The sequence below is a fragment of the Paenibacillus sp. JT31N17 genome, assembly GCF_056269255.1.
In genome coordinates, this window is the sequence record NZ_JBWDNP010000007.1 from 219,605 (window position 1) to 243,712 (window position 24,108).

23 protein-coding genes and 1 pseudogene are annotated in these 24,108 nt (G+C 52.5%); 6 read left to right on the forward strand and 18 right to left on the reverse strand.

The features are described from left to right. Nucleotides 1-29 precede the first annotated feature (29 nt). The 12 genes from AC0YOB_RS22640 to AC0YOB_RS22695 form a co-directional block, all read right to left on the reverse strand. A complete protein-coding gene (locus tag AC0YOB_RS22640; protein WP_475794684.1) occupies nt 30-1,838 on the reverse strand; it encodes a DUF6382 domain-containing protein in 1,809 nt (602 codons plus the stop codon). An 18-nt stretch (nt 1,839-1,856) separates the two neighbouring features. Beyond that, the gene (locus AC0YOB_RS22645) at nt 1,857-2,375 is read right to left on the reverse strand and encodes an A24 family peptidase (RefSeq protein ID WP_475794685.1); all 519 of its coding nucleotides are present in this window, start codon (nt 2,373-2,375) and stop codon (nt 1,857-1,859) included. Between the two features lie 30 nt (nt 2,376-2,405). After that, entirely contained in the window at nt 2,406-3,377 is a 972-nt protein-coding gene (locus AC0YOB_RS22650) for a TadE/TadG family type IV pilus assembly protein (protein ID WP_475794686.1), read from the reverse strand. Next, nucleotides 3,340-5,571: a hypothetical protein gene (locus AC0YOB_RS22655; protein WP_475794687.1), complete on the reverse strand. Its 2,232-nt coding sequence runs from the start codon at nt 5,569-5,571 to the stop codon at nt 3,340-3,342. Before AC0YOB_RS22655 ends, AC0YOB_RS22650 begins: the two co-directional genes overlap by 38 nt. A gap of 28 nt (nt 5,572-5,599) precedes the next feature. Continuing rightward, nucleotides 5,600-6,259, reverse strand: coding sequence for a pilus assembly protein (locus AC0YOB_RS22660; RefSeq protein ID WP_475794688.1), 660 nt, complete (start codon nt 6,257-6,259; stop codon nt 5,600-5,602). 43 nt (nt 6,260-6,302) lie between these two features. Continuing rightward, a complete protein-coding gene (locus AC0YOB_RS22665) occupies nt 6,303-6,491 on the reverse strand; it encodes a Flp1 family type IVb pilin (protein WP_210038191.1) in 189 nt (62 codons plus the stop codon). Between the two features lie 95 nt (nt 6,492-6,586). Further along, nucleotides 6,587-7,468: a type II secretion system F family protein gene (locus tag AC0YOB_RS22670; protein ID WP_475794689.1), complete on the reverse strand. Its 882-nt coding sequence runs from the start codon at nt 7,466-7,468 to the stop codon at nt 6,587-6,589. A gap of 19 nt (nt 7,469-7,487) precedes the next feature. Then, nucleotides 7,488-8,327: a type II secretion system F family protein gene (locus tag AC0YOB_RS22675; protein ID WP_475794690.1), complete on the reverse strand. Its 840-nt coding sequence runs from the start codon at nt 8,325-8,327 to the stop codon at nt 7,488-7,490. Beyond that, nucleotides 8,324-9,562, reverse strand: a complete 1,239-nt coding sequence (locus tag AC0YOB_RS22680) for a CpaF family protein (RefSeq protein WP_475794691.1) — start codon at nt 9,560-9,562, stop codon at nt 8,324-8,326. Before AC0YOB_RS22680 ends, AC0YOB_RS22675 begins: the two co-directional genes overlap by 4 nt. Continuing rightward, nucleotides 9,528-10,670 (reverse strand): AAA family ATPase, encoded by a 1,143-nt coding sequence (locus AC0YOB_RS22685; protein WP_475794692.1) that lies wholly within the window; start codon nt 10,668-10,670, stop codon nt 9,528-9,530. Before AC0YOB_RS22685 ends, AC0YOB_RS22680 begins: the two co-directional genes overlap by 35 nt. 210 nt (nt 10,671-10,880) lie before the next feature. Further along, entirely contained in the window at nt 10,881-11,354 is a 474-nt protein-coding gene (gene ndk / locus AC0YOB_RS22690; RefSeq protein WP_475794693.1) for a nucleoside-diphosphate kinase, read from the reverse strand. Nucleotides 11,355-11,490: 136 nt separating this feature from the next. Further along, entirely contained in the window at nt 11,491-13,314 is a 1,824-nt protein-coding gene (locus tag AC0YOB_RS22695; protein WP_475794694.1) for a M3 family oligoendopeptidase, read from the reverse strand. Nucleotides 13,315-13,507: 193 nt separating this feature from the next. Here AC0YOB_RS22695 and AC0YOB_RS22700 point away from each other — a divergent pair, with 193 nt between their 5' ends. Further along, nucleotides 13,508-13,699, forward strand: coding sequence for a YycC family protein (locus AC0YOB_RS22700; RefSeq protein WP_475789450.1), 192 nt, complete (start codon nt 13,508-13,510; stop codon nt 13,697-13,699). Further along, entirely contained in the window at nt 13,696-13,926 is a 231-nt protein-coding gene (locus AC0YOB_RS22705; RefSeq protein ID WP_210038183.1) for a hypothetical protein, read from the forward strand. The genes AC0YOB_RS22700 and AC0YOB_RS22705 overlap by 4 nt, the downstream gene beginning before the upstream one ends. 100 nt (nt 13,927-14,026) lie before the next feature. On the opposite strand, the gene AC0YOB_RS22710 is transcribed toward AC0YOB_RS22705, so the two are convergent. Together AC0YOB_RS22710 and AC0YOB_RS22715 are read right to left on the reverse strand one after the other, a co-directional pair. Then, nucleotides 14,027-14,731 carry a DUF2225 domain-containing protein gene (locus AC0YOB_RS22710; RefSeq protein ID WP_475794695.1) on the reverse strand — a complete coding sequence of 235 codons (705 nt, stop codon included), beginning with the start codon at nt 14,729-14,731 and terminating at the stop codon, nt 14,027-14,029. 4 nt (nt 14,732-14,735) lie between these two features. Further along, nucleotides 14,736-15,134 (reverse strand): globin domain-containing protein, encoded by a 399-nt coding sequence (locus AC0YOB_RS22715; RefSeq protein WP_475794696.1) that lies wholly within the window; start codon nt 15,132-15,134, stop codon nt 14,736-14,738. Nucleotides 15,135-15,646: 512 nt separating this feature from the next. Here AC0YOB_RS22715 and ylbJ point away from each other — a divergent pair. The 3 genes from ylbJ (at nt 15,647) to AC0YOB_RS22730 (ending at nt 19,277) form a co-directional block, all read left to right on the forward strand. Further along, nucleotides 15,647-16,672: a sporulation integral membrane protein YlbJ gene (ylbJ, locus tag AC0YOB_RS22720; RefSeq protein WP_475794762.1), complete on the forward strand. Its 1,026-nt coding sequence runs from the start codon at nt 15,647-15,649 to the stop codon at nt 16,670-16,672. Nucleotides 16,673-16,738: 66 nt separating this feature from the next. Beyond that, complete coding sequence (locus AC0YOB_RS22725; protein WP_210038179.1) at nt 16,739-17,536, forward strand: NAD kinase; 798 nt, start codon at nt 16,739-16,741, stop codon at nt 17,534-17,536. A 1-nt stretch (nt 17,537) separates the two neighbouring features. Then, entirely contained in the window at nt 17,538-19,277 is a 1,740-nt protein-coding gene (locus AC0YOB_RS22730) for an ABC transporter ATP-binding protein (protein ID WP_475794697.1), read from the forward strand. Nucleotides 19,278-19,381: 104 nt separating this feature from the next. Here AC0YOB_RS22730 and AC0YOB_RS22735 read toward each other — a convergent pair whose 3' ends face one another. From AC0YOB_RS22735 to lipA, 3 genes and pseudogenes are all read right to left on the reverse strand, one after another. Next, entirely contained in the window at nt 19,382-19,981 is a 600-nt protein-coding gene (locus tag AC0YOB_RS22735) for a nitroreductase family protein (protein ID WP_210038177.1), read from the reverse strand. Nucleotides 19,982-20,164: 183 nt separating this feature from the next. After that, nucleotides 20,165-20,911, reverse strand: a complete 747-nt coding sequence (locus AC0YOB_RS22740; protein ID WP_475789558.1) for a YutD family protein — start codon at nt 20,909-20,911, stop codon at nt 20,165-20,167. 22 nt (nt 20,912-20,933) lie between these two features. Further along, a pseudogene (gene lipA / locus AC0YOB_RS22745) lies at nt 20,934-21,887 on the reverse strand (lipoyl synthase); the annotation flags it as partial. 67 nt (nt 21,888-21,954) lie between these two features. On the opposite strand from lipA, the gene AC0YOB_RS22750 reads away from it, so the two are divergent. After that, nucleotides 21,955-22,989: a M23 family metallopeptidase gene (locus AC0YOB_RS22750; RefSeq protein WP_475789446.1), complete on the forward strand. Its 1,035-nt coding sequence runs from the start codon at nt 21,955-21,957 to the stop codon at nt 22,987-22,989. 147 nt (nt 22,990-23,136) lie between these two features. On the opposite strand, the gene yunB is transcribed toward AC0YOB_RS22750, so the two are convergent. After that, nucleotides 23,137-24,000: a sporulation protein YunB gene (gene yunB / locus AC0YOB_RS22755; RefSeq protein WP_475789445.1), complete on the reverse strand. Its 864-nt coding sequence runs from the start codon at nt 23,998-24,000 to the stop codon at nt 23,137-23,139. Nucleotides 24,001-24,108 lie beyond the last annotated feature (108 nt).

Consider the following 24,108-nt stretch of genomic DNA (forward strand, 5'->3'; position numbering starts at 1 on the left):
ATAAACCTGTTATCGAACAGCATAACGGATTATTCGGCCCGAAATTTATATTTCGGGCCTTTGTCGCCTGCAAGCTGTAAGATATCGCCATGTTGGAGCCGGTAAACTTTATATGGAATCATGCTGTCTCCGTTCAGCGTGCTTCCATTCCTCGAGCCGACGTCCTGGACTGTCCATGCTTCACCTGCTGCCATCAGCTCCACATGCGAGCGGGAAATTCCTGATGAAGTATCCACATAATGCGCTGCTTCGGCTGAACGGCCAATGACAAAGCGCTCGGCCACCATGGACACCTTGTCCATCTTGCCATCCGCGTCTCTTTCCAGCCATGGAACAACCAGCTGTCGCTCCTGGGCTGCGGCAGCGTCACCCCCTAGCAGCACGGTTATATCCTGTTGAACCTCCATATTTTGTGTGGGACCGGACCCTTCCTGGGAGGGAACAGTAAATGAAGATGATGGGGCTGCCTTTCCCCGTCCTGCATCCGACTCGTTAATAGATTGTTGATTTGCGCGATCATAATCAAATCCTTGTGGTGAATGAATCATTGCGGGTGCATCTGCATAGCCATCCGGGACTGCCATGGATGGTCCGGGAGGAACAGGGGGGCGACCCTGTGCGAATGCCTGCGCTTTGAGACCTGACAGACGGGTTGACCAGGAGCTCATCACGGCCGGAAGCTCACGATTCATCGTAACGCTGCCCCGATTTAATAACGCTGAATCCGGTACAAACCCCTCTTCATCGTCGGACCATTTGCCCACGCTCTCCCCCTCAAGATCAGAATCCGCACTAACGCCTACTTTCCGTTTATAGAACAGCATTCCAGCTCCCACCATTAAAGTGAGTCCCAAGCTGATCAACAGACTGGTTCGTGTAGGCGAAGCCATATACAGATAACGCCATATCAAGGCGGCAGCCAGAATAAACAGGCAGCCCAGGATCCATTTCTGTCTCGAAGAGCCGGCGTCCGCTTCATCCCTCGCCTCTTCATCGTCAAGCTGCAAGAATGGCAGCTCTCCTCCCTCTGGAATTGCTGTAAATCTCCCGTCTCCGGCTCTTTTTCCTGCAGCTGCTTCGACCTTCGGTGCCAGAAATTCAGCCCTGCTTCGCGATATCGTCTCTTCCTGCACCGTTAAGCCAGGCTCATTGGGAACAGGCTGCAGCAGGCTGTTCGGCTGTCCGGGAATAACCCTGCCCTTATTATATTGAATCGGTTCGGCATGAGGAGGTACAGGTACTCTGTCCCGGATACCAAGGTGATGATCCTGTACCAAGGTCAGCAAGGTTTGCCTTAATGCTCCCCAGGAAACATACTCACCCTTCAAATGTTGGAATACCCGCTGCAGCCCGATTCCATCCGGATGATCGATATGCGCGATCCAGCGCACAGCCATCGCAAGCATAGCTTCACCCGCTGAGGGAAGAACCCCTTCCGCGCTCAGCGGGATATAAGCGAGGCCAATATCCTGCCAGCGCTCACCCACAAAGAGATACTGCTCATGCAGCATAAATCCGGCAGGCCTGAGCATATAATGCTGGCAATCATCGATGGCCTCCACGATCGCCAGCAGCAGCAAGTAGAAATCCCCCATCGTTAGCGTATGCGATTGCAGCTTATGCAAGAGCATTCGTTTTCCATTCAACGGATAGCGAAAGCTGACTCTCCCGTCGATATCAATCCATTCCACATCAAGCAGCTTAGGGATTTTTTGCGCCTGCAGCATATGAATTTCAATCTCATCCAACATCTCGCGGGTTATGCCCGATTCCCGGTCAACAATCATTTCGTGGCCGCGATTCATCGAAAAATCGATGCGAAAAGCTTCTAATCCCATCCTGCATTCCTCCTCCCTCTACAAACCAATGATTAACCAGAAGGTCAAAGCCCCGGGAGCAACCGCCAGCATAAATGGAAAACGCAAACCCTCCGCAGCCAATTCCTTGAACGACTCCCGCTTGCTCCATACGTTCGGAACAAGCAGGGAATACAGCCATGCTTTCATACGTCTTCCGAGTTTGCTGTGAAAGAATAATAACACTGCACCAGCTGCACCAGCATACAAGATGGCGTACATCATGACCTGAACAACCGCCGCAGCGCCAATCCATGCGCCAAGCGCTCCGAATAGCTTTACATCTCCGGCTCCAATTCCCTTGAGCACATATATGGCGAGCAGCGGCAGGAAACCCGCCAAAGCACCCAGCAGTGAATAATAACCGCCATTGATGCCGCCGGCGAACAGATGATAACAGCAGCCAGCAACAAAAAAAGATGCCGTAAGCACATTTGGAATTCGCATTGCCCTCATATCACTAATGAAGGCTGCTAACAGCAGCAGCGCAGCGGCAGCGCCGGAAATCCATGATTCCATAACGGCAATTCCCCCTCTGTAGGGGAATGGTTACCCCGTTCTCTTCTGTACCACAAAATGTCTGGTAACCTTCGTACCGTCATCAGCCGTAACCGTCAGCTCCCACACGCCAGGCGTTGTATTGCCCGAAACCAGCCACTGCCAGACCACTTTACCTTCACCATCCGCCGTGGCTGCCCCCAGATGCTTTGCCTGGCTCCGCCCGCTCTTATAATCGATAACCAGATCAAGCGTCCGCCCGGGATCTGTCTGAACAACCAGGCTCGCCTGACGCCCTGGTCTGAGAGGATCAGGTTCAATGGACACAATCTGGATCAAAGCCTCAGCTGTCTCCCCACCCTCTGCGTCTCCACGCGGAGCCTGAACAGCATCGCTGACCCATACACGCTCCTCAGCCTGATCCTTAAGAACAATCGTTTTTTGGGTGAATGGAAAACCGAGCTTGAATGTATATTCTGCTTCGATCCGAAGATAAGGTTCTGCGCGATCTTCCAGATCCGGTAGTGAAAGGAGGCTCAGCTTAAGCTGGTCCGGCTCAAGAATCGACTGATCCGCCTCTTGCCGCAGCATCGGTTCTATTACTGCACGTGCCAGTTCGGTCGTTGCGGCATCCTGCACAGGCTTCCAATCTCCCGTCAACATCGCTGTCATCAACAAACCGGCAGGGGCAGGAAGCCAGCCCTCCAGCTTTTCAGCAACAAAGGGTATACCTGGAAGAGGCGGCTGTAATACAGACGGTGAAGAAGGTTCGGATGAAGGCAGTTGCTCCGAGAGATAATGGGAAGCTAGCTCAACCGGACGGATATTGGCAGCCGCCTGCCGGACCGTCTGCGATGCCGCACCATGAAGAGCCATCTGCACCGAACATAAACGGATCAGACAAATGAAGAAAATAATGACCATAAGCACAATCGGCATAACGAGCGCTGCTTCAAGCGCAATGCTTCCCGATTCGCCCTGATGTCTACTGGTACGACCAGCCGATCGTTTTTGTCGCTTCATAGCGGCTGCCCTTCACCTTTCCATTCAAAATACCGGATGCCGTAAAGCTTTTCAGCAGCCCCGGCAAAAACCACAGATTAACCGAAGCGGTCAGCTCACCGGATACGCCCGTTGAGGTTCCGGACAGCGTCATTCCTGTATTCTGCTCGATAACTGCGATCGTCCGCGCCGTCCGCTTGTCACTGCTCCCATGCAGCAGCAGAAATACCCGCAAATAATCAGGATAGGTTAAATCCGTGGAAACATATTTGGACAAGGGGGTCTTCCCTTCTTTGGCGAGCATCATCATATCCCCGATGGATTTCTCCAAGCCATAGAGTAAAGCCCCGGCAAACACAAGCAGGGGATGCCCCAAGCCTCTGCTTTCGACCAGGCCCTCCATGGTCCGGATTGCAAGCCGAAAAGCAAATATTTCACCGTAAGCAGCGGCAATATTGGCAGCAGGATCGTGAAACCCGTACAATATATATTCCACCTCCTGATTGTCCAGGCTCAGGGAATCTGCAAATTCGCTTCCGCCTCCGCTTGTCATAATAGACTCAAAATGCTTCGGATCATAAGCTTGGAAACGGTGAACGATATATTCGTTCATATACAAGGGATCGCGAATGCCTGCCAGCATGTCGGCCATCCCCGAGAATATCGAACCCATGCCGTCCATGGAGGATGCCGCAGCATCATAAGGATCAAGCTGTTCAGCCTCCGGCAGCTCATTGCCTCCAGCCAGGTCATTAAATAGAAGATTGGCTTCGAAACGCTGTTTGACTTCATCGAAAGCTTTCTGATCTTCCGAACTTGCGGAAGCGCTCATCCCACTCATCCAGCCGCGAACCTCGCTCCACTTGGATTTGGCCTGTTCTTCCTTCTGCTTCCGCTGTTCGTCTGATGACTGGCGGTCATTCATCTCGTTGGCCCTGGCGCTGATAATTACAGCCGGCCTAATATAGTTGGCCGCATAATGATTGAATTCATTTTGCAGTCCACCCGCGCTGGCAGACATTAATGAGCTTGAACCCGGGTTTGAGAGGGCCATCGATACAGCGCTTTGAAATTCCGCTGTCCCGTCATCAAATGCAGCAAAACCCGCCGTCTGTGCGGATAATTCCCCCTTGTATGCAGTAAACCAATCATCGGAGAGAAGCATATCCTCGGAGACCTGTCCAATCTGCTGCAGCTGCGAAATATTCGCCGAAGCATCAGACGCCGGCTGATCATCCGTTTGCTCGCCGTCTATCCGGTCATAACCGCTGCTGTCCTGATTTTCCTGCAGCTGTTGAATAACCGTCCTCATCTCATTATTGCAGCGCCGGGCTTCCTCCAATTCCTGCGAAGCTTTCAGCTCAAGCTCCCGATGCCGCGCCAACGCTTTATGGCTTGCTTCTATTAATTCATTGGAGACAGTTCTCGCAGAATATGCATAAGAGCTTATTTCCATCGCATACTTGGGTCTCTCCCCTTCGGGGAGTGCAGAATCATGGGCAATCCAGCCGAGATATGAGCTATAACCGGATATAATATTTGCAGCCGTTCCCCCTGATGAGCCAGAACCGCCCGCCGGAAAGAAAGCAGCAATCCCCTCTTCCGCAGATTGGGCCGATTTCCGCTGAAGCTCCAATGCTTCCCGCAGATGCTTTTCCCGCTCGTCATACAGCTTGCGGACTTCTTCGAGCACCTCAACGGAAGCCGCAGCTTCCTTCATCGCCCCGGCCAAAGGAGCGAATTTGGAGACCACTTCAAGTGTAAAATCAATTGGCGCTTTATATTTCATCTCTTCCAGCACCTGCCGCTTAAAAACCTCATGCGTACCAAGAACCTCATAGCTGTTCACATGTGAGTTCTCTGATTGTATACGCAGCATTTGAAAAGCATTATGATCACCCAACCAGTTGTTCTGCGTGACATGCTGGAATATTTCATTCCGGTCCGTTCCGCCGGCGCCAAACAAGCCATACTTCTCATACAACGGGCCATCATAAGCGGACAGCGCCGAGCGGACACCGGATTGTGCCGCAACCTCCAGCTGCTTCTGAAACGCGGCGATCCGCGCATAATCAATAAGCAGTGATGTCAGCAGCAGAATGCCTGTAGTGGCAATGATAAGATAAATCGAAACTGCACCGTCCTCGCTATCTATAAATCCTCTCCGGTGCTGGCCTTGCTGATGCTTATATCCTCTGACGATCATCACCTCCATTCGCAGCTTTTTCCAAATCGGCTGCCTTCTACTTTTTCATCAGGGAACGTTTCTCAAGCACCTTCGCGGCTTGCTTTCGCTTGGATTCGGCGTCAGGCGCATTTCCGAATTTTGCTGTATAATACCTCACCAGATCGATGTTCCGAATCAGCTCTACAGGGTCAACAACACCAGCTTCGCTGACGGCTCTGGGCTCGGAATGCCCCAGCATGGCTTCCAAAGGCCCAATGGACAAAGGCTGCCGCAGCTTGACTCCGATTCGTTTCTGGAGCGGTCCGTAGGAGTAGCTCATTTCGCCTTCGAAGGGCTTCGGAATCCGCTGTGCGATCTTGCCCATTTTAGCTGCCGGAAGTGCGGAGGGAGTCTCATCCACACTTTCATCCTGACCGCTGACGACATCGCCACCTATAGCCACAACATATTCACCGCTCCCGCTGCTCCCGCCAAAACCGAAGAGCGATTGCAGTGCGCCATTATCGGACATCCGCCAATAGAGACCATCATACTGCCCTGTCTGCCCCATGCCGCTCAGCGGGTCACGGTAGCTGTTATCCCAACGGAATGCGGCCCGCTCCGCAGAGACCGAAGCGGCATCATAAAGAACGACCTTCTGGTACATATACATGCTCAGCATTATGAGAGTGAGGAGAGCGAAAAAGATAGCCGGAAGCACCATGGAGGACTCCAAAGTGAAACTCCCCTCCTCCCCTTTAAGCCAACGCTGAAGCCGGCTATTCATTAAAAATTTCGTTGGCTTTGTTATCCGCTTCGCCCATGAGATTCTGCAGCAAGCCGATAATCCAATCCTTGAATAAAAGCGCCAGAATAATAATTACAGCAATAATAAGCACGATTTCAAGTGTGCCGATACCGTCATCGTCACTCCAAAATTTACGAAGACCGTTCATTTGTTTTTCCATATTCAAGCTCTCCTTTTTGTCGCTGCGGATATCCGCACTCATAATGAATTTATGTGTTTGCCTGTCATTAAACGCAAGCGCCGTATCGGCAGACTCTACCCACCCATCAGCATAATAGCCGGAGAGGCAACGAGCACCATTAGAATAAGGAATATTCCTACAAGAGGAAAAACCAGCTTCGAGGATGCCTCTTCGCCCATGGATCTGGCAACGGCCTTGCGCTTGTCCCATAAGGTATATGACAGCTCCTTGAGCGATAGAGAAAGCTTGTCTCCACCGCGGCGGTAATTGAGCAGCAGCGTTGTGGTGAACAACGATACCTCCTGCACCGCGCAGCGTCTGCTGAAGGCTTCCATCGCGGATGCGAAGGATTCGCCATTGCGGATGCCTTCATTGGCCCGGCGGAGCTCTTCGAGCAACACGCTGGACTGCTTGCCATCCATCCGCAGAGTGCATCGCAGAAGCGCCCGCTGAACCGTTTCTCCCGCTCCCAGCAACAGCATAAGCTTGCTCAGCACTTCAGGAAGCATCAGCAGGATCTCCTGCTTGCGCCGCTCAACTTTCTTCCCCGTGTCCCTCCATCTTGCTGCCGGAATCCCGATGCCAAGCACCCCCCCGACAAGCAGCAGGGTGTTCTCCCCGCTGAGCAAGCTGAGCCAGCAGCTTGCGACAATGGCCAGGTAGCCGATTCCTGCCGAAAAAGCAACAAACAGCCTTGTCGACTCGATTGTCCAGCTTGTTCCGCCCAGTATAAGCAGTTTTCCATGCAAACCTGCCAGCATTGTCTGTATGCGATCCCAAATGCCGGACCTGTCCAGCAGAAAATAAAACGGCTTGATCACTATTTTTCGATTATTCTGCGTATCCAACGACGATTGGCCGGTCAATGAGGCCGCGTAATGCTTGTCTTTTTTCCCCGCCATAATGAAGGCCCAGGCCCACACGAAGGTCAAAGCCGCTCCAAGCAGCAGGCTCATGTTTTTCCCGCCTTTCTCCTTACATCCGGATATCCATAATTTTAGTCATAATCCAGTAGCACAGAAGCAATAACAGAAGAGAAACCGTCAGCAGCACATAGCCGATTCCTTTATACAGAGGTTCCATATAATCGGGAGCACTGAATCCAAGGAACGCCAGGAATACGAATGGAACAGCCATCATAATCCGGGATTCATAACGTTTCTGTGCAAGCATAACCGTAATATCCTGTTGAATATCCAACTTCTCTCCAATGGTTTGCGATGTCCTGCGGATCACTTCAACCAAATCTCCGCCCGAACGCTTGCAGGTTGCGAACACATCGACAAACTGGGCGATATCATCGATTCCAGCCCTTTGACTCAAGTCTTCCAGTGCATGCTCAAGAGGCTCTCCGTAGACCATGCGGGTTCGGATAATTTCAAATTCGACCAACACCTCGGTATCGGGATCCGGGTAGAGCAGTTTCAGGTCATCCAGAGCAGTAACAAATGCGTTCTCCACGGAGCGCCCTGCAGCAAGAGAGGAGGTAACGGAATACAACGCCTCTTTGAACTGAAGAGTTAATCTCACCCTTCTCCTGGCCAGGAGGCTCTTGCGGTTGATCCGTGGAGCGATCAAGCCGGCCAAAGATAGAATAAGAGCGAGAATTACAGAGCGGTAGAAAAGATAGGCCGCGGCAAACATTAATGCCCATCCGACAGCCGCAGCGAGGATGAACTGGCGTCTGCTCAGATGGTATACCGAATAATCCGGCAAACCGTTATTGCTCTGAACCTCACGAACCGAGTCACCATCCACAGGCCAGCCAAGCCATTCCAACCAGCCTTCATTGTTCTTCCTGATTTTCCGCTTCATCCCACCTCCTCCCTGATTGCATCCTCAAGACCTGCCATCTGGAGCTTCCATCTTCGCTTCAGCCGATTGCCGGTAGGCTTCAGGGCGCCGATTACCCGTCCGGCTGTCTCCCCCTCCTCCTCGAAACGGTAAAGCGACTGGAGCGATACTTCCCCATCCTGAACGCCGGTAATTTCACAGATCTCCGTCACGCGGCGCGTACGGTCGCGAAGGCGGGACAAATGGACAATAATGTCGATGGCCGAGCCGATCTGCTGACGGATAACCGTAATAGGCAGATCGGCTCCACTGAGCACCATCGTCTCCAGTCTGGCCATCATGTCGCGGGCGCTGTTGGAATGCCCGGTTGATAAGCTCCCATCATGTCCGGTATTCATCGCCTGCAGCATATCGATGGATTCCCCGCCGCGGACCTCGCCGATGATGATGCGGTTGGGCCGCATCCTCAGCGATGCCTTGATCAGCTCACGCATGCTGATCTCGCCTTTGCCCTCGGTATTGGCATTGCGAGTCTCCAGCGAGACCAGATTGGGTATCGAGGCAATTTGGAGTTCTGCTGAATCCTCGATTGTAACGATTCGCTCATCGGCGGGAATAAACTGGGACAAGGCGTTAAGGAAAGTGGTTTTGCCCGATCCCGTTCCCCCGCTGATAAAAATGTTGTATTTGGCGGCGACGAGCTTGCGCAGCATAGCCGCAGCTTCTTCCGTGAGTGCCCCGAGCGCAATCAAATCATTCATGTGAAGCGGCTTCTCCGGGAATTTGCGGATCGTCATCGTCGGCCCCTTCAAGGCAACAGGCGGAAGCACAATGTGGACACGCGACCCATCCTTCAATCTGGCATCAACAATGGGAGAAGACTCATTAACGACACGGTTGACTCCGGCCACTACAGCCTGAATCAGATCCTCCAGCCGCTCACGGCTTTCGAAGGACTGCGGAAGCCGTGTCAGCTTGCCGGCACGCTCTATGAACATCTCCTCATGGCTGTTGATCATAATCTCCGTTACTGTCGGGTCATCCATCAGCGGCTGAAGCAGATCAAGCCCCCGGAATGCGTGGAACAGTCGGCGGACCAACTGCACCTTCTCGCTTGCAGTCAAGGGATGCTCGCGGGACCATTGAAAAACTGTCCGTTCAATCACTCCCATAAAATCCGCATCGGATATCGCATTATCCATGTCGAGCTGGCCGCGTATCTTAGCTTTTAGCTGCAGTACGATTTCCTCTTGCATCTTCCCCTCCCCTTTCCAAAATAGCCAGTCGGACCAGCAGCGCTTCAACAGCGCCCCGGTACAGGGGTGAGCTGCTGCCATCCGCCCCCTTATGCTCGTTCATCCATTCCGTCACAAAAGGCAGCGCCCCCTCCAGACGGAGCTTCAATGCCTCCTCGCAGATGGAATCATTATTCCAGAAACGGGCGTTAACAAATTTGAACTTTCGCCTGTAAGCCAAAAACTCATCTCTCCATTTCTGCTCGCCGTAGCGCAGGGCAAGCTGTGTTTTGCGGAGCACTCCCGCGTCCCCGGTTATCAGCCATAAGGTATGATCTGCAGCCTGAAGCACCGCATGATGAAGCTCTTCCAATCTGCTGTCCAAATCGACGATGACCAGATCGTATTGCCGGGAACCGGCGATTATATTGATTAATAGCCTTGTCTGATCCCCGTTTAGCGACAGGAGCTCCCCGGCGTTTCCGCCCGGTGCAAAATAATCCACCTGGAGCGTAGGATGGCGTTTGCGCAGCTCCGATAATCGAAGAGACGACTGCTCCGGCTGGGCCTGCAGGGTGTAAAGCATTTGCGAGAAATCCTCCGGACCGTCATCTCCCAGCCACAGCGACGTCGCATTCCACTGTTCCAGATTCAAATAAAAAACACGTGCACCGCGGACCCCCGCCTGCTGGGCAAGTTGAATCGCAAGTGTCGTCTTGCCCACTCCTCCGGCCGCCGAATAAACGGCAATCACAGGCGCATTCGCTCCCCCATGCCGAACTCCCGTATGCATGCCTGCTGCGGCATGGACAGCGGACATAGCCTGCAGCAGCTGCGGCAGAGGCTGGTATTGCAGCACCTCCGTACCTTGCGGATATTGCCCTCTTTGGTCGATAAGCGCTGCAACCGGTACGCCAATTGGCGGCTCGCCCATCTCTTCAATAATGGATGGCTGGGCTGCAATCAGATCCACAGCATAGCCCCCGCGAATAAAATGCCGCAGAGCAGCCGGATTTGTAAAAGCTGTCAGCTGCCATTCCTCTCCGAACGGGGAATGACGGATATATTCAGCTAAGCGCTCGATATAGCCCGATTCCTTGACGGCCACGATCAAACTTCGTTTGTTCACGCTGTGTCTCCCCTCCCTGCTTTGCCTGATAAAGAGTCTGAAAAACACAAAAAAGCACCATAACAACGCAGATAAACTGCGCAATTACGGTGCTTCCGTATCGCTCAACTATGAATGACCACAATTTACCACGACATCCTGCATATCGTCAACCCCCAAATTCACAAGATGAATTTGACCCGGGGTTCGGATTATGGAAGCTTCACCTATCTAGTGAACCGTGCCTTCCGCCTGATAACTATCAATCTCATCAACATTAAATCTTGGAATATCTGGCTCCTCTGCGTCTCCGAAAAACAAAGCGATTTCCCGGCCGGCACTTTCAGCGGAGTCCGAGCCATGAATAATATTTTCTGAAACCTCTAGCGCAAAATCCCCTCGTATCGTTCCTGGGGCGGCGTTTGCCGGATTGGTCTGGCCGATGAGAAGACGGGCGCCCGCTATTGCATTCGGTCCTTCCCACACCATCGCACATACCTTTCCCGATGTCAGAAAGCTGACCAGCTCCCCGAAAAAGGGTCTCTCGCGGTGCTCCCCGTAATGCTGCTCCGCCAGTTCGCGGTCAATCATCATCAGCTTCATATCCTGGAGCTTAAAGCCCTTTTGCTCAAAACGTGTAAGGATCGGACCGACTAATCCCCGTCTTACCCCATCCGGCTTAACCATAACAAATGTGCGTTCCATACGGCTTATCTCCTTTGAGTATCGGCTCGGCGGCGCAGCAGTGTATGCCGCACCGCCACATCTTTATAAGTCTTTCCATAATCCGCCAATATTCATTCATGGGAAGAGAATACAACCACAGCCGCAGGAAAACAGCCTATTTATTCTTTATATCTTCCGTCAGTTCCAAAAAGGTCCGTACATCCTCTGTGGTCAGGGCAACCGCCGCGCGCCAGAATTCCGGCTCATCGAGGCGTACGCCCAAATGCTTCTGCGCAAGCTCCTCCACCGTCATCAGGCCCGTATCCCTAAGCAATGCCACATAACGTCCGGCAAATGCAGGTCCCTCCTGCCTGGCTTGCGCATAAATACCGCTGCTGAACAGATAACCGAAGGTATAAGGAAAATTGTAAAAAGGCACATCCGTCAAATAAAAGTGCAGCTTGGATGCCCAGAAATGCGGATGAGCCTCGCCGAGAATGCCGCTGTAGGCTTCGCGCTGCGCTTCCTCCATCAGTTTGCAGAGCTGCTCATGATCAACCATTCCCTCTTTGCGCAACTGGTAAAAGCGGGTCTCGAATAGGAAGCGGGCATGAATATTCATAAAAAATGCCGTCGACCGTTGAAGCTTATCCTCCAGCAGAGCCAGCTTCTCTTCGGGGTCCTCAGCCGCCTGCATGGCCGAATCGGACACGATCAGCTCGGCAAAGGTGGATGCTGTCTCCGCCACATTCATAGCATATTCCTGGGCAAAGGGAGGCATATCATTCATCACATGCTGGTGATAGGCATGGCCCAGCTCATGGGCAAGCGTGGAAATATTGGATGCCGTGCCGGAATACGTCATAAAGATCCGGGTCTGTTCGCTTTTCGGAAAGGCCGTACAGAAACCGCCGGGCCGCTTGCCCGGACGATCCTCCGCTTCGATCCAGCCGTCACGGAAGGCCATCTCCGAGAAATCGGACAAATCCGGACTGAACGCGCGGAACTGCTCCAGAATGAACGCCGCTCCTTCATCGTAGGGAACCGTCCGTGTGGCGGATCCGATCGGCGCGTCGACATCATGCCAGTCAAGCTTGGCAACGCCAAGCAGCTCCGCTTTGCGCTCCAGGTAGCGGACAAGCTCGGGCTTGCCTTCATTAACGGCTGCCCACATGGCGTCCAGAGTCTTCTCGCTCATCCGGTTCATGGACAAGGGCTCCTTAAGCACCGAATCCCAGCCACGTCTGCCATACAGCTTGAGCCGGAATCCGGCGATCCGGTTAAGCGTCTCCGCGCTCAGCTCAGCCTGTTCTCCCCATACTCGTTCCCATTCGGCGAAGGAAGCCTCGCGTATCGCTCTGTCCCCGCTGGAGAGACGGTTGTGCATTTGTCCTGCCGAGAGGGATTTCACTGTCCCATCCTTCTCCACGGCTTCAAAACGGGCGCGGGATACGATCGTGTTATAGAAATCACCCCATCCGTGATAACCGTCAACCGCAAGCTCTCCGGCCAGCGCTTCCAGACTCGGCGGAAGCTTCTCTTTTGCCGCGCTGCGGCGCTCATTCAAGGTAAAGGCAAGTGGGCTTATATCCTCTTGTTTCAGCCAGCTCTGCCACTTGGCCTCATCTGTCAATCGCAGCTGCTCGTCATAATCGGTGAGTGCTGCATTGAATTTGGAGGTCAGTGTTTTCACCCGGTCGCTAAGTCCGCTTGCCGCCGTGTCCTTCACCTGCTGCGCCATTAGGCAGGAAACGAAAGATTCCGACTGGCGGAGTCTGAGCAGGATGGACTGAATGCGCTGCGTCCAATCCGAAAGCTGCCCCAGGGAAGCAGTCGATGCGGGCTCGCCTTGTCCCCCGGCTGCAGACGATTGCAGCCCTGCAGCCAGCGCCTCAATATCCGACTCGATGCCTTTTAATTCCGCTGCGAAATCCTCCGACTTTGAGCCTCCTTCGTACAGAACGTCCAGATTCCAACTTTGTGGATACCCTTGCTCCATTGCCGCATTCCTCCTCCAAACTGATAATTGCCCTATCTTTTGCTCTCGCGTTGCGATTTCCACGTCATCGGTGTATAACTGAATTATAACGAAAGCTTGACCCCTATTGCCAATAATTCGTTATTAAGCTTGAGTTATCGCGCGGTGAGACGGGCTTTGCCCGGCGCCGGCCGCCATACGAGGAGTTGATTGCATGTCCAAACCGTTACAGCTCTCGGCCGAAACGGCCATCAAACTGTCCAAAGAGTTGAATGTTCCGCTTGAGCATCTGATGCATATGCCCAAACATATTTTATTGCAAAAGCTGGCTGAGCTTGCCAAGGCAAGTCCTGCTCCCGAGAATTCCGGATCTGATGAATCCGGCAAAGGAGCCTCCGATTCGTGATTCCTTTCGAGCGCACCTGGCCTTATGACATTCTCATGAAAGACCTTTACGTGCCGTCCTGTCCATTCTGCGGCAGGGATAACGTGCTGCTGCCGATGAGGCCCAGGGAGCTGGCTGATGTTCGAAGCGGCAAGAAGCGTCTTCTTGTTTTCCCCTGCTGCAACAGCCGCGTAACGGTCATTGACGCGGATCAGGACTATTTGCTAACGGATACCAAGCTTAGGTGACTTGTTTCAGGCCTGTTCTTCCATACCATTTTCACTCCATGACAAAGAAGCCGCCCATAACCGGACGGCTTCTTTTGCATATTCCTTCAAAGACCATTGCTTATGCGTTAATCTTGGCCTGCACACCATCAATAAAATCCGTATTTCCGGCATTCTCCAAGCGCAGCAGCTGCCATTGCTCGCGGGAGGCGCGGATCATCGAACCATCCGTAATTTTCTTGTCGTTCACCACGCGCGAGAACCAGCGCACAGCGTCGATTGGCTCACCTAATCGCCGGTGCAGCTCGCCGATCAGAAACATCAGCTTGGCATTATTCAAGTCGACGCCTTCCGTCTCATAGACGCGGACATAAGCACCGAGTGCAAACCGCAGAAAGCGAAGCTCCTGCTCCGTCTGCTCCTTATACCGGTAAATCCATGCGATATGGTGCAGGATGCCTGCGATAACGCGTTCCTTGTCACCAATCACCTGGGCGCATATCAAAGCGAACTTGTAGCATTCGAGTGCCTGGTCCCGGGTCCGGCTCCCGCCGTAGTCACGCACCACCCAATGCATTCCAATCCTGTCGTAATAAAGCTTCTTCTGTGCATCGCTCAGCTGTTCAGCACTATTCTCAGTGGAGGCGAAGCCGCATTTGGGACATACCCGAACCACATAATAATCAGGATTGATTTCACTCTTGAAATGCGCACAAAAATCGCTGTCACGCGATGAAGCCTTCTTGAAGCTTGGTCTAACACGCGAGCTCTGATAGTCCGCTTCACAACAAATGCAAGTGACCGAGGTTAAATAGAGCGGCTCCATGCAATCACGTCTCCTGTTCGTTCGTCTCATTCGTGTTCACAAAATGATGGGCAGGGCCGGACAGCCGCTCAAGTACGATTTCCTGAAGCTCTGCCGGCAAGCCGTTCTCTTCCAGCGCTCCGCGCATGCAGGACAGCCAAGCTTCGGCGCGTTCCGGCGTAATCGGAAACGGCATATGCCTTGCACGCATCATGGGATGGCCGTATTGATCGGAATAAAGCGCCGGTCCGCCAAAAAATTGGGATAAAAACAATGCTTGCTTCTCCATAACGGGAAAAATGTCCTCCGGGAAAAGCGGGGCCAATAAGGGATGCTTTTGCACTCTGGGATAAAAGGCCTCGACAATTCGCGTTATGCCTTCAAATCCGCCAACAGCCTCATAAATAGTTCTATAGTTATTCATCGTCATATGCATCTCCATTTTGTAGGTCTTTGGTAATAGTTGACAAGTTATTTTTTTACGCCTTAAGTCTTAGGTGGTCAAACAAAAAAAATGCCCTTCTAAAGGAGGGCATTCGGTCATTGGATAGTACAAATAAGCAACGAAGGTCAGCTCTCATAATCCTCTTCACCGGGAGCCATCAATGACTCACGGATTACGTAAACGAATGCGCACACGAGGATGCCGGCAATAAAACTCATAAAGTCATCACCCCAAGCGTTCGATATACTTCTAGTGTACCATAAACATGTCGAAAATAATACCTGGATTGCAAGCGTTTTCTTTAATTTATTTTTACAGAAAACTGTCAACAAAGTATCCGACTTTATATATATATTACCCACAATTGTGATGATTGTCCCATTCCGCTCATATATCGATTAGTAGGCCTTTTATTAGATCGATTGGAGGGGGACTTTGTGCATATTGTCCGGTATTTGATCCGCCCGGCTGTTATCCCGGCCTGGTCCGCCATGCTTTTTGTTTTGCTTCTTGCCGTTTTTCCCGCCGCTTCGCTGGAAGCCTCCATTCGCGGACTTTCCATCTGGTGGCAGGTGCTGTTTCCGGCGCTTTTCCCCTTCTTTGTTATATCCGAGCTGCTTCTGGGTTTCGGAATCGTCCATTTCTTCGGCAAGCTGCTGGATCCCTTGATGCGTCCGCTGTTCCGGCTGCCGGGCATCGGCGGCTTCGTCGTGACAATGGGCTACGCTTCCGGATATCCCGTCGGGGCCAGATTGACTGCCCAGCTGTGGGAACAGCGCCTTGTCAACCGCGCTGAAGGGGAGCGGCTTGTAGCCTTCACCACTACCTCGGACCCGATTTTTTTGATTGGCGCAGTATCGGTCGGCTTCTTTCATAATGTGGCTCTCGCCCCGCTGCTTGCGGTTTCCCACTATGGCGGCGGATTGCTCATAGGTCTTATGATGCGCTTCCATGACCGGAAATATGAATCATCGGCACATACGCAAGCCGCTCCCCCCGCAGGGAGGCGCAAGTCACGCCTTGTCGAGGCGGTTAAGGCCATGCATGAGGCACGGCTGCTGGACGGAAGGCCCATTGGCAGGCTGCTTCAGGATGCGGTACAAGCGGCCCTAAGGCTGATGATCGTCGTCGGCGGCCTTGTGGTCGTCTTCTCCGTTATTATGGAGCTGCTGACAAGCGGAGGAGCGATCGGCGTGCTCACATATATACTCGGCGGAATCATGAATCTGTTCGGCCTGCCGCTGTCCCTTGCCAATGCCGTGATTAACGGATTGTTCGAAGTGACCCTTGGGGCGCAAGCCTCAGGCTCCGCGGCAGGAACCTCACTTGTCCATCAGGCTGCGATTGCGGCATTCATTCTTTCCTGGGGCGGATTATCCGTACATGCGCAGGTTGCCAGTCTGCTCAGCCGGACGAATCTGCGGTATATCCCATTTCTGATCGCGCGCTTGGTTCACGGCATCCTTGCCATGGCGCTTGTTTATCTGCTCTGGAACAGCCTGGGTCCCATCGGTTGACATTGTATTCAAGGGCGTTTTCCGATATGATCGAACTATCTACCGTTTTGGAAGGAGCTTGTTTCTTTGAACTACGCAGTGGTCGATCGAGGCGATAAACTGTCCCAGGAGCTGGCACAGCATTTTCACATCAAGGCAGCGGAAAAAGGATTTACGCGGAATGAGGAAAAACCGGATATCGTCATTTCCATCGGCGGTGACGGAACGCTGCTTCAGGCCTTTCATTCCTATTCCGACCGGGTCGCCAGCGTCGCATTTATCGGCGTTCATACGGGTCATCTCGGTTTTTTTGCCGATTGGAAGGCTGATGAGCTCGATGAACTGGTTCGCATGATGGCCGAAGATGAACCGAAGATCGTACGGTATCCCATCGCGCAGATTGAACTGGACACGACCGAAGGCATTTCAACACATTATGCGCTGAATGAATTCACCCTTAAAGGCGTGGACAATACTTTGGTAGCCCAAATCGATATCAATGACGAACTCTTTGAAATGTTCCGGGGCGATGGCATCGTCGTTTCCACTCCATCGGGCAGCACCGCTTATAACAAAAGCCTGGGCGGAGCCGTTATCCATCCTTCCATAGAATCGCTGCAAATAGCGGAGATCGCCTCAATCAACAATCGGGTGTACCGCACGCTTGGCTCTTCCGTCGTTCTGCCGCAGCATCATCATTGCGATATTATTTCGCGTAAGGATCAGAGGCTGCAGCTATCATTCGATCATTTAAACATTACAAGAAACGATATCCGATCCATCCGCTGCAGTGTTGCGGGACATAAGGTCAGCTTCGCCAGGTACCGGCCCTTCCCGTTCTGGAACCGGGTGCGTGAGGCGTTTCTTGGATACGATGTGAAATAATATGAAGCTTTTCCGATCTTATTTGCAATTTGTAAAGCCATACCGCTGGCTGGTCGCGTTCACGCTGATCATCGGCATTATGAAATTCGCCATTCCTCTGACGATGCCGCTTTTTATCAAATACGTGGTGGACGAGATCCTCACCGCAACGCTGCCCGCCAATGAGAAATTGGATAAATTGGCGCGCGTTATCGGACTGGCCTTTGTCCTGTTTGTCATCGTCCGCTACCCCATTGAATACTTCAGGCAATATTTCGCGCAGTTCACCACAAGCCGCGTTTTATTCGATCTGCGCAACAAGCTGTATTCCCACCTGCAGCTGCTCTCCATCCGCTTCTATCAAAACCGCAAATCCGGCGAGATCATATCACGGGTCATGAACGACGCCGAGCAGACCAAGTCCCTGGTTGAAACCGGCCTGATGAACATCTGGCTCGACATGTTCACGCTGGTCATTGCGGTGGTCATCATGTTCAATATGAATGTGCCGCTCACCTTTGTAGCCATCGCCATCCTGCCTCTATACGCATATGCGGTCAAGAAGCTCTACAAGCGGCTGCAGGCTTATTCGCGCTCCAGATCCCAGTCGCTGGCCGAGATGCAGGGCTATCTTAATGAGCATGTCAACGGGATTCCTGTGGTGAAAAGCTTCACTCTCGAGGCTCACGAGCAGGAGCAGTTTCAAGTCCGCAACCGGAGCTTTCTCGAACGGGCGTTTGCCTTGACCCGCTGGAACGCTCTGACACAATCCATTACCAATACTCTGACCGAGATCGCTCCGCTCCTGGTTCTTGCCTGCGGCGGTTATCTGGTCATCAAGAAGCAGCTTACCCTTGGCGAGTTCGTCGCGTTCTACGGGTATCTGGACAGGCTGTACGGCCCTCTGCGAAGGCTGGTAAATTCATCCACAGAGCTTACACAAGCCTCCGCTTCGCTGGAGCGGGTCATGGAGCTGCTGAACGAGGAGCCTGAGATCAAAGATGCGCCGGATGCCATCGAGCTCAAGAAGGTGCGTGGAGATATCGAATTCCGCGATGTATCCTTCCGCTACCTGGATACCGGCGAATGGGTGCTGCAGCATATCAATCTCACAATTCCACAGGGCCATACCGTGGCGCTGGTCGGGATGAGCGGCGGCGGCAAATCGTCTCTGGTCAGCCTGCTTGCGAGGTTTTATGATATCCAGGAAGGGCAAATTACGGTTGACGGCCGCGATATTCAAGCCTTCAGGCAGCAAAGCCTACGATCCCATATTGGCATGGTGCTGCAGGATAATATTCTGTTCAGCGGCTCGGTGAGGGATAATATACGGCTTGGCGATCCCGCAGCTTCCGAAGAAGCCATCATTGAGGCGGCACACAGAGCCAATGCCCACGAGTTTATTACTGCGCTTCCTGCCGGCTATGACACGGAAATCGGCGAACGTGGCGTGAAGCTCTCCGGAGGCCAGAAGCAGCGGATTGCCATTGCCCGGGTATTTCTCAAGGATCCGGCTATTCTGGTTCTGGACGAAGCAACCTCCGCGCTGGATCTGGAATCCGAGCATGCGATCCAGGAATCGCTCGCGGTGCTTGCGCGGAATCGCACAACGCTTATCGTGGCGCATCGCCTGTCGACGATCACCCATGCGGATACGATCGTCGTCATCGAGCACGGATCAATCGTCGAGCAGGGCAATCACGAGGAATTAATGAACAGAGACAGCGCCTATGCGCGGCTGTACAATGTCCAGCATTTATAAGATTAATTGAGAGCTGTTATTCATGACAATCAAAAAGAGTACAGCATGCCTGAAGAAGGCTCAGCTGTACTCTTTTGATTTTGCAAAGGATATTGCGGATTACATTATTTGAACACTTTCATGCGGTCTTCAATGGGGCTGAATTGTTTGTCGCCAGGAACTGCTGTAGGATTGCCAAACGGCATTTGGGCAACAAGCTTCCAGCTTGCCGGTACATCCCATTCCTGCTGCACAGCTGCATCAATCAACGGATTGTAGTGCTGCAGGGATGCGCCGAGTCCTTCATTCACCAGACCTGTCCATACCACCAGCTGAAGCATGCCGGACGCATGATGAGACCAGATCGGGAAGTTATCTTTATAAGAAGCAAACTGCTCTTGAAGTCCTTTGACCACATTCTCGTCTTCGAAGAACAGGACAGTTCCGTAACCGTTGTAGAATCCGTTGATCCGCTCTTCAGTGGAAGCGAACTGCTCAGCCGGAACAATTTTGCGAAGCTCTTCTTTAGTCAGATTCCACAGCTTGTCATGCTGCTCTCCGAGCAGGACAACAACGCGCGAGCTTTGGGAATTGAAGGATGATGGCGTATGTTTAACAGCCTCGGAAACGAGTTCTTGAATGCGGTCATCGGATAAAACGGATTCTTTTGAAAGCCCGTAGAATGTACGTCTTTCTTTGACTGCTTGATAGAAATCTTTAGCCATGTGTTTGAATCTCCTTTTTGTTGGTAATATTTTTTCACTAACTTACTTTAATATTGTAACTCATTTTTCATAGAAATCAAATTTTTTTATCGTAAATTTCCGTAAAAAAAACCGCGTATACGGAAAATAACCGGATACGCGGTTTTTTGAGTTTGATGGGTTCGGCACAAAGCCTGGCAGATCTTAAGCTTTGGGTCCGGAATCCTTCTGACGATTTCCCTGATTCTGCTTTGAATGCGTCTGGATTTCGGCAGCTGCCGCTACAGGTGCCTTAGGCGCGGTAAAATGAGGCTTGCGATGCCGGCCGCTGCGTTCGCGCTCGCCATTATGGGGCCGCTCCTCCTGTTGAATTGCCGATTGCTGGCGCCCGCCGTCCCTGTCCCGGTCTTTATCCTTGTTAAACGTCTTGCGGTTTTCCTTAACCGGTTCTTTCTCCACATCCTTGGGTGAATCCTTACGAAGATGCTTGGGATGGTATTCGCGTCTTTGATGCTCTCTGACGATCCGAGGAGTCCGTGTCTGCTCCTGGCCGGTTTCTTCACCCTGGATAGCGTCACTTGTCTGTGTAGAAAGCTCATAGGCATCTTCAATACCCTCAAACAGTTCTGCGTTATCCGTCTCGGAATCGAGCTCGCTGCCGTCCTCTCCCTGGCGCTTGACGCCGGGATGCCTCTGCAATACAAAATAAGCGCAGCCGAAATTGCAGTATTCATTAATATAATCAAGCATACTTGAGAACGCGCTGTCTCTTGTTGCTTTAGGATGATTATCCCGAAAAAAGCCCTTCAGACGCAGCTGATTATAGCCCCAGTCTCCGATAACATAATCGTAGCGCTCCAGCACCTCGCTGAAACGCTCACGAAATGCTTCGGGGTTCCAGCCGTCCTTGTTCTCGTGAATCAATTCATAGGCTCTGCCATTGATATGCATCAAGGGTGCTCCCCACTCCTTCTCACAATGTTGCTGTTCTTGCCTCCGTTGCCGATTGCACCTGCTCATGGGCATGATAGGAGCTCCGCACCAGAGGAGCAGATTCCACATGGCTGAATCCGCGGCGCAGCCCCTCTTCCTTCAGCTTGGCAAACTCGTCCGGGTGAACATAACGTTCTACCGCCAGATGATTGGGTGTCGGCTGCAGGTATTGTCCCAATGTCAGTATATCCACATTAGCCGCGCGAAGATCATCCATCGTCTGGAGGATTTCATCCCATTCCTCGCCAAGTCCAAGCATGATGCTTGATTTGGTCGGGATACCGGGCTGCATGGCTTTGGCACGCTTGAGCAGCTCCAGCGAACGGGTATATTTCGCTTTGGCGCGAACGCGGTCCGAGAGACGCTCAACGGTTTCGATATTATGATTGAGGATATCCGGCTTCACATCCATTACGGTTTGCAGCGCGGCCTCGTTGCCCAGAAAATCGGGAATCAGCACTTCCACGCTGCATAGCGGCATGCGGTTGCGGACCGCTTTGACGGTCTCGGCGAATATCATCGCCCCGCCATCCGCCAAATCATCGCGGGCTACAGAGGTGACCACGCAGTGGCGCAGTCCCATCTGCTCCGCGGCTTCCGCCACACGTTCCGGCTCCTGTAGATCAAGCTCGGTCGGAAGGCCTGTCTTAACAGCACAAAAACGGCACGCACGCGTGCAAATATCGCCTAATATCATAAAAGTTGCAGTCCGGTTGGCCCAGCACTCATAGATGTTCGGGCATCGGGCTTCTTCACAAACGCTATGCAGTGTCTTGGAACGCATCATATCTTTAATCTCGGCATAGTTGCCGCCTGTTGTTAATTTTATCCGCAGCCAGTCCGGCTTTGGCATAGCGTTCTTCTCTTTTGTCTTCATTGAAGCATACCTGCTTTCTGTAGTCTCCTGCGTCTTATTATAGCACGTTTCGGATAAAAACCAATGATTTGCAAATGATAACTACAGTCCATTTGGCCATTTCCGTCTGAGGAGGAGGGGATCCATGAAACGGTTTTTACTTTGTCCCATCTTGCTCCTGATATGCGTGATGGGTATGCTGCAATCATTTGGCAGCATTGCAACAGCGCAGGAGAAGCCCGCCGAACCGCCCAAGAAGGAAAATGAGTTCGAGCAGCGGAAGGCGCTGTATCTGCAAATAAGCAGCCTGACCGGCATTCCCTGGTACCGGCTTGCAGCCGTTGATCAGTATGAGCGGACCATCACCAAAGTCCGCCCGAAAACAAGAAAACAGCTTGGAGAGTTTGTCAGTGTATTCGTCACGGAGCCCGGATGGACAGGCGAGCTGAATCCTGACACGGAGGATCAGCTTCCCGCTTCTATCCGCTGGTTCAGCGGCATCGGCAGGGATGGGGATGGCGACGGTCTCGCGAAGCGGACCAGCGACACCGACCTGCTGTATTCAGTAGCCGACCATTTTACGCACTTCGGGCCATCGGAAGAGGACTTCGCCATTGGCGCCTGGCAGTATTACCACAATACCCGGGCTGTCCAGCGGGTCCGCCAATTCTCCGCGCTGTATGCACATTTCGGCCGTCTGGAGCTCTTCGAGCATGCTTTTCCGCTTCCTATCGGAACCAACTACTCTTATCGCGGTACCTGGGGAACAAGCAGAAGCTGGGGCGGCTTCCGCATTCATGAAGGGACCGATATCTTCGCCAATTATGGAATCAATGTGCGAAGCACCTGCTACGGCATTGTTGAAATTAAAGGCTGGAATCCTTATGGCGGCTGGAGGCTCGGCATCCGCGATTTGAACAACAATTATCATTATTACGCGCATCTGTCGGGCTATGAAAAAAACTTGCGGGTCGGCAGCATCGTAAAGCCCGGCCAGCTGGTGGGCTTCGTCGGAAGCTCCGGCTACGGCAAGCCGGGAACGCAGGGAAAATTCCCGCCGCATCTGCATTATGGCGTTTACCGGGACAGCGGTCTGATCGAATGGTCCTTCGACCCCTACCCGCTGCTGCGGCAATGGGAAAACAGCGAGCGAAGGCAGCTGAAGCAAAGCAACCATTAATTTCGCTGGCGTAAAAAACTCTCCCGCCGCATATTATTGTAAGATCTAACGGAGCTTGACATTTCCCTTCTATAAAGAAGAATCCGGTTATTTAGGAAAAGGCGCCTGTCCTTGATGACAAGCGCCTTTTTCCTGTATCTATTTTTTTCAACTGCCGTTATTCGCCGACCAGTCATTATCGGATTCGTTCAAATAATCAGTCGAGGTATCCGGCAGCTGCTGTTCATTGTCCGTCCCGCCACTGTTTCTCGGGCTCGTCGTGGTGACGCCGTCCTGGCCTTCCTGCATGGGCAGTGAGATGCTGGGAGCTCCTGACGCCGAATCCCCGACAGGATTGCCCTTGTTATCATAGTAATACATGGGCACATCGCCTACCACGAGCAGATAGGAAATGGGAATTTCCGTCTCCACAAGCTCAGGTTGAGTATCAAAGGGAATGATGATCGACACCTCTGCCACGATGCGCATATAAACTTCAACCAGAATCATATTGATTCCGGCATCCTGCTGCCTGGTCTCCAGATCCACCTTAACCGCTCCAGCCGGCTCGAATTTCACCGGAACGCGGGGACCGTAGGAAGCAATGATCGCACTGCCGAGCGCCTGGCCGACAGGAATCTTCTCCGGGATGTGTTTAATTTCATTCAGCATGCCCTGCACGCGGTCGGCGGTCTGGGAGGTAATCCGCATATGCTCCGCATAATTCAGCATAAACCCGGATATTTTACCGCTATTATTGGTTTTCCATTCAATCAGCTTCTCGACATCGCCTTGGCTTGCGACCTGGTCGGTGATGGCTTTGTTAATTGCCTGCGTAGCCACCTGCTTGACCCTGACCTTGGCGACCGTCATCAGCGGTCCCTGCAGATTGCGCTCTACGAATATAAACAGCTGGAAAATAAACAGAAATACAATAAGCATGATGAGCAGCCACAGCCTCCGGCGGCTGCGGGGTTTGCCGTTCCGGCGTTTGCCGCTGCTGTGCCAGCCTCGTCTTCCCCACTTCGGCATAACTTTAGCGCCCCCTTTTTGCACCTTCGTCCGCCTTTTCTATCCAAGCTTATGCAAAGGGACGGCAAAAAAGAAGAAACACCCCTTAAGTGAGGTGTTTCCCTTCCG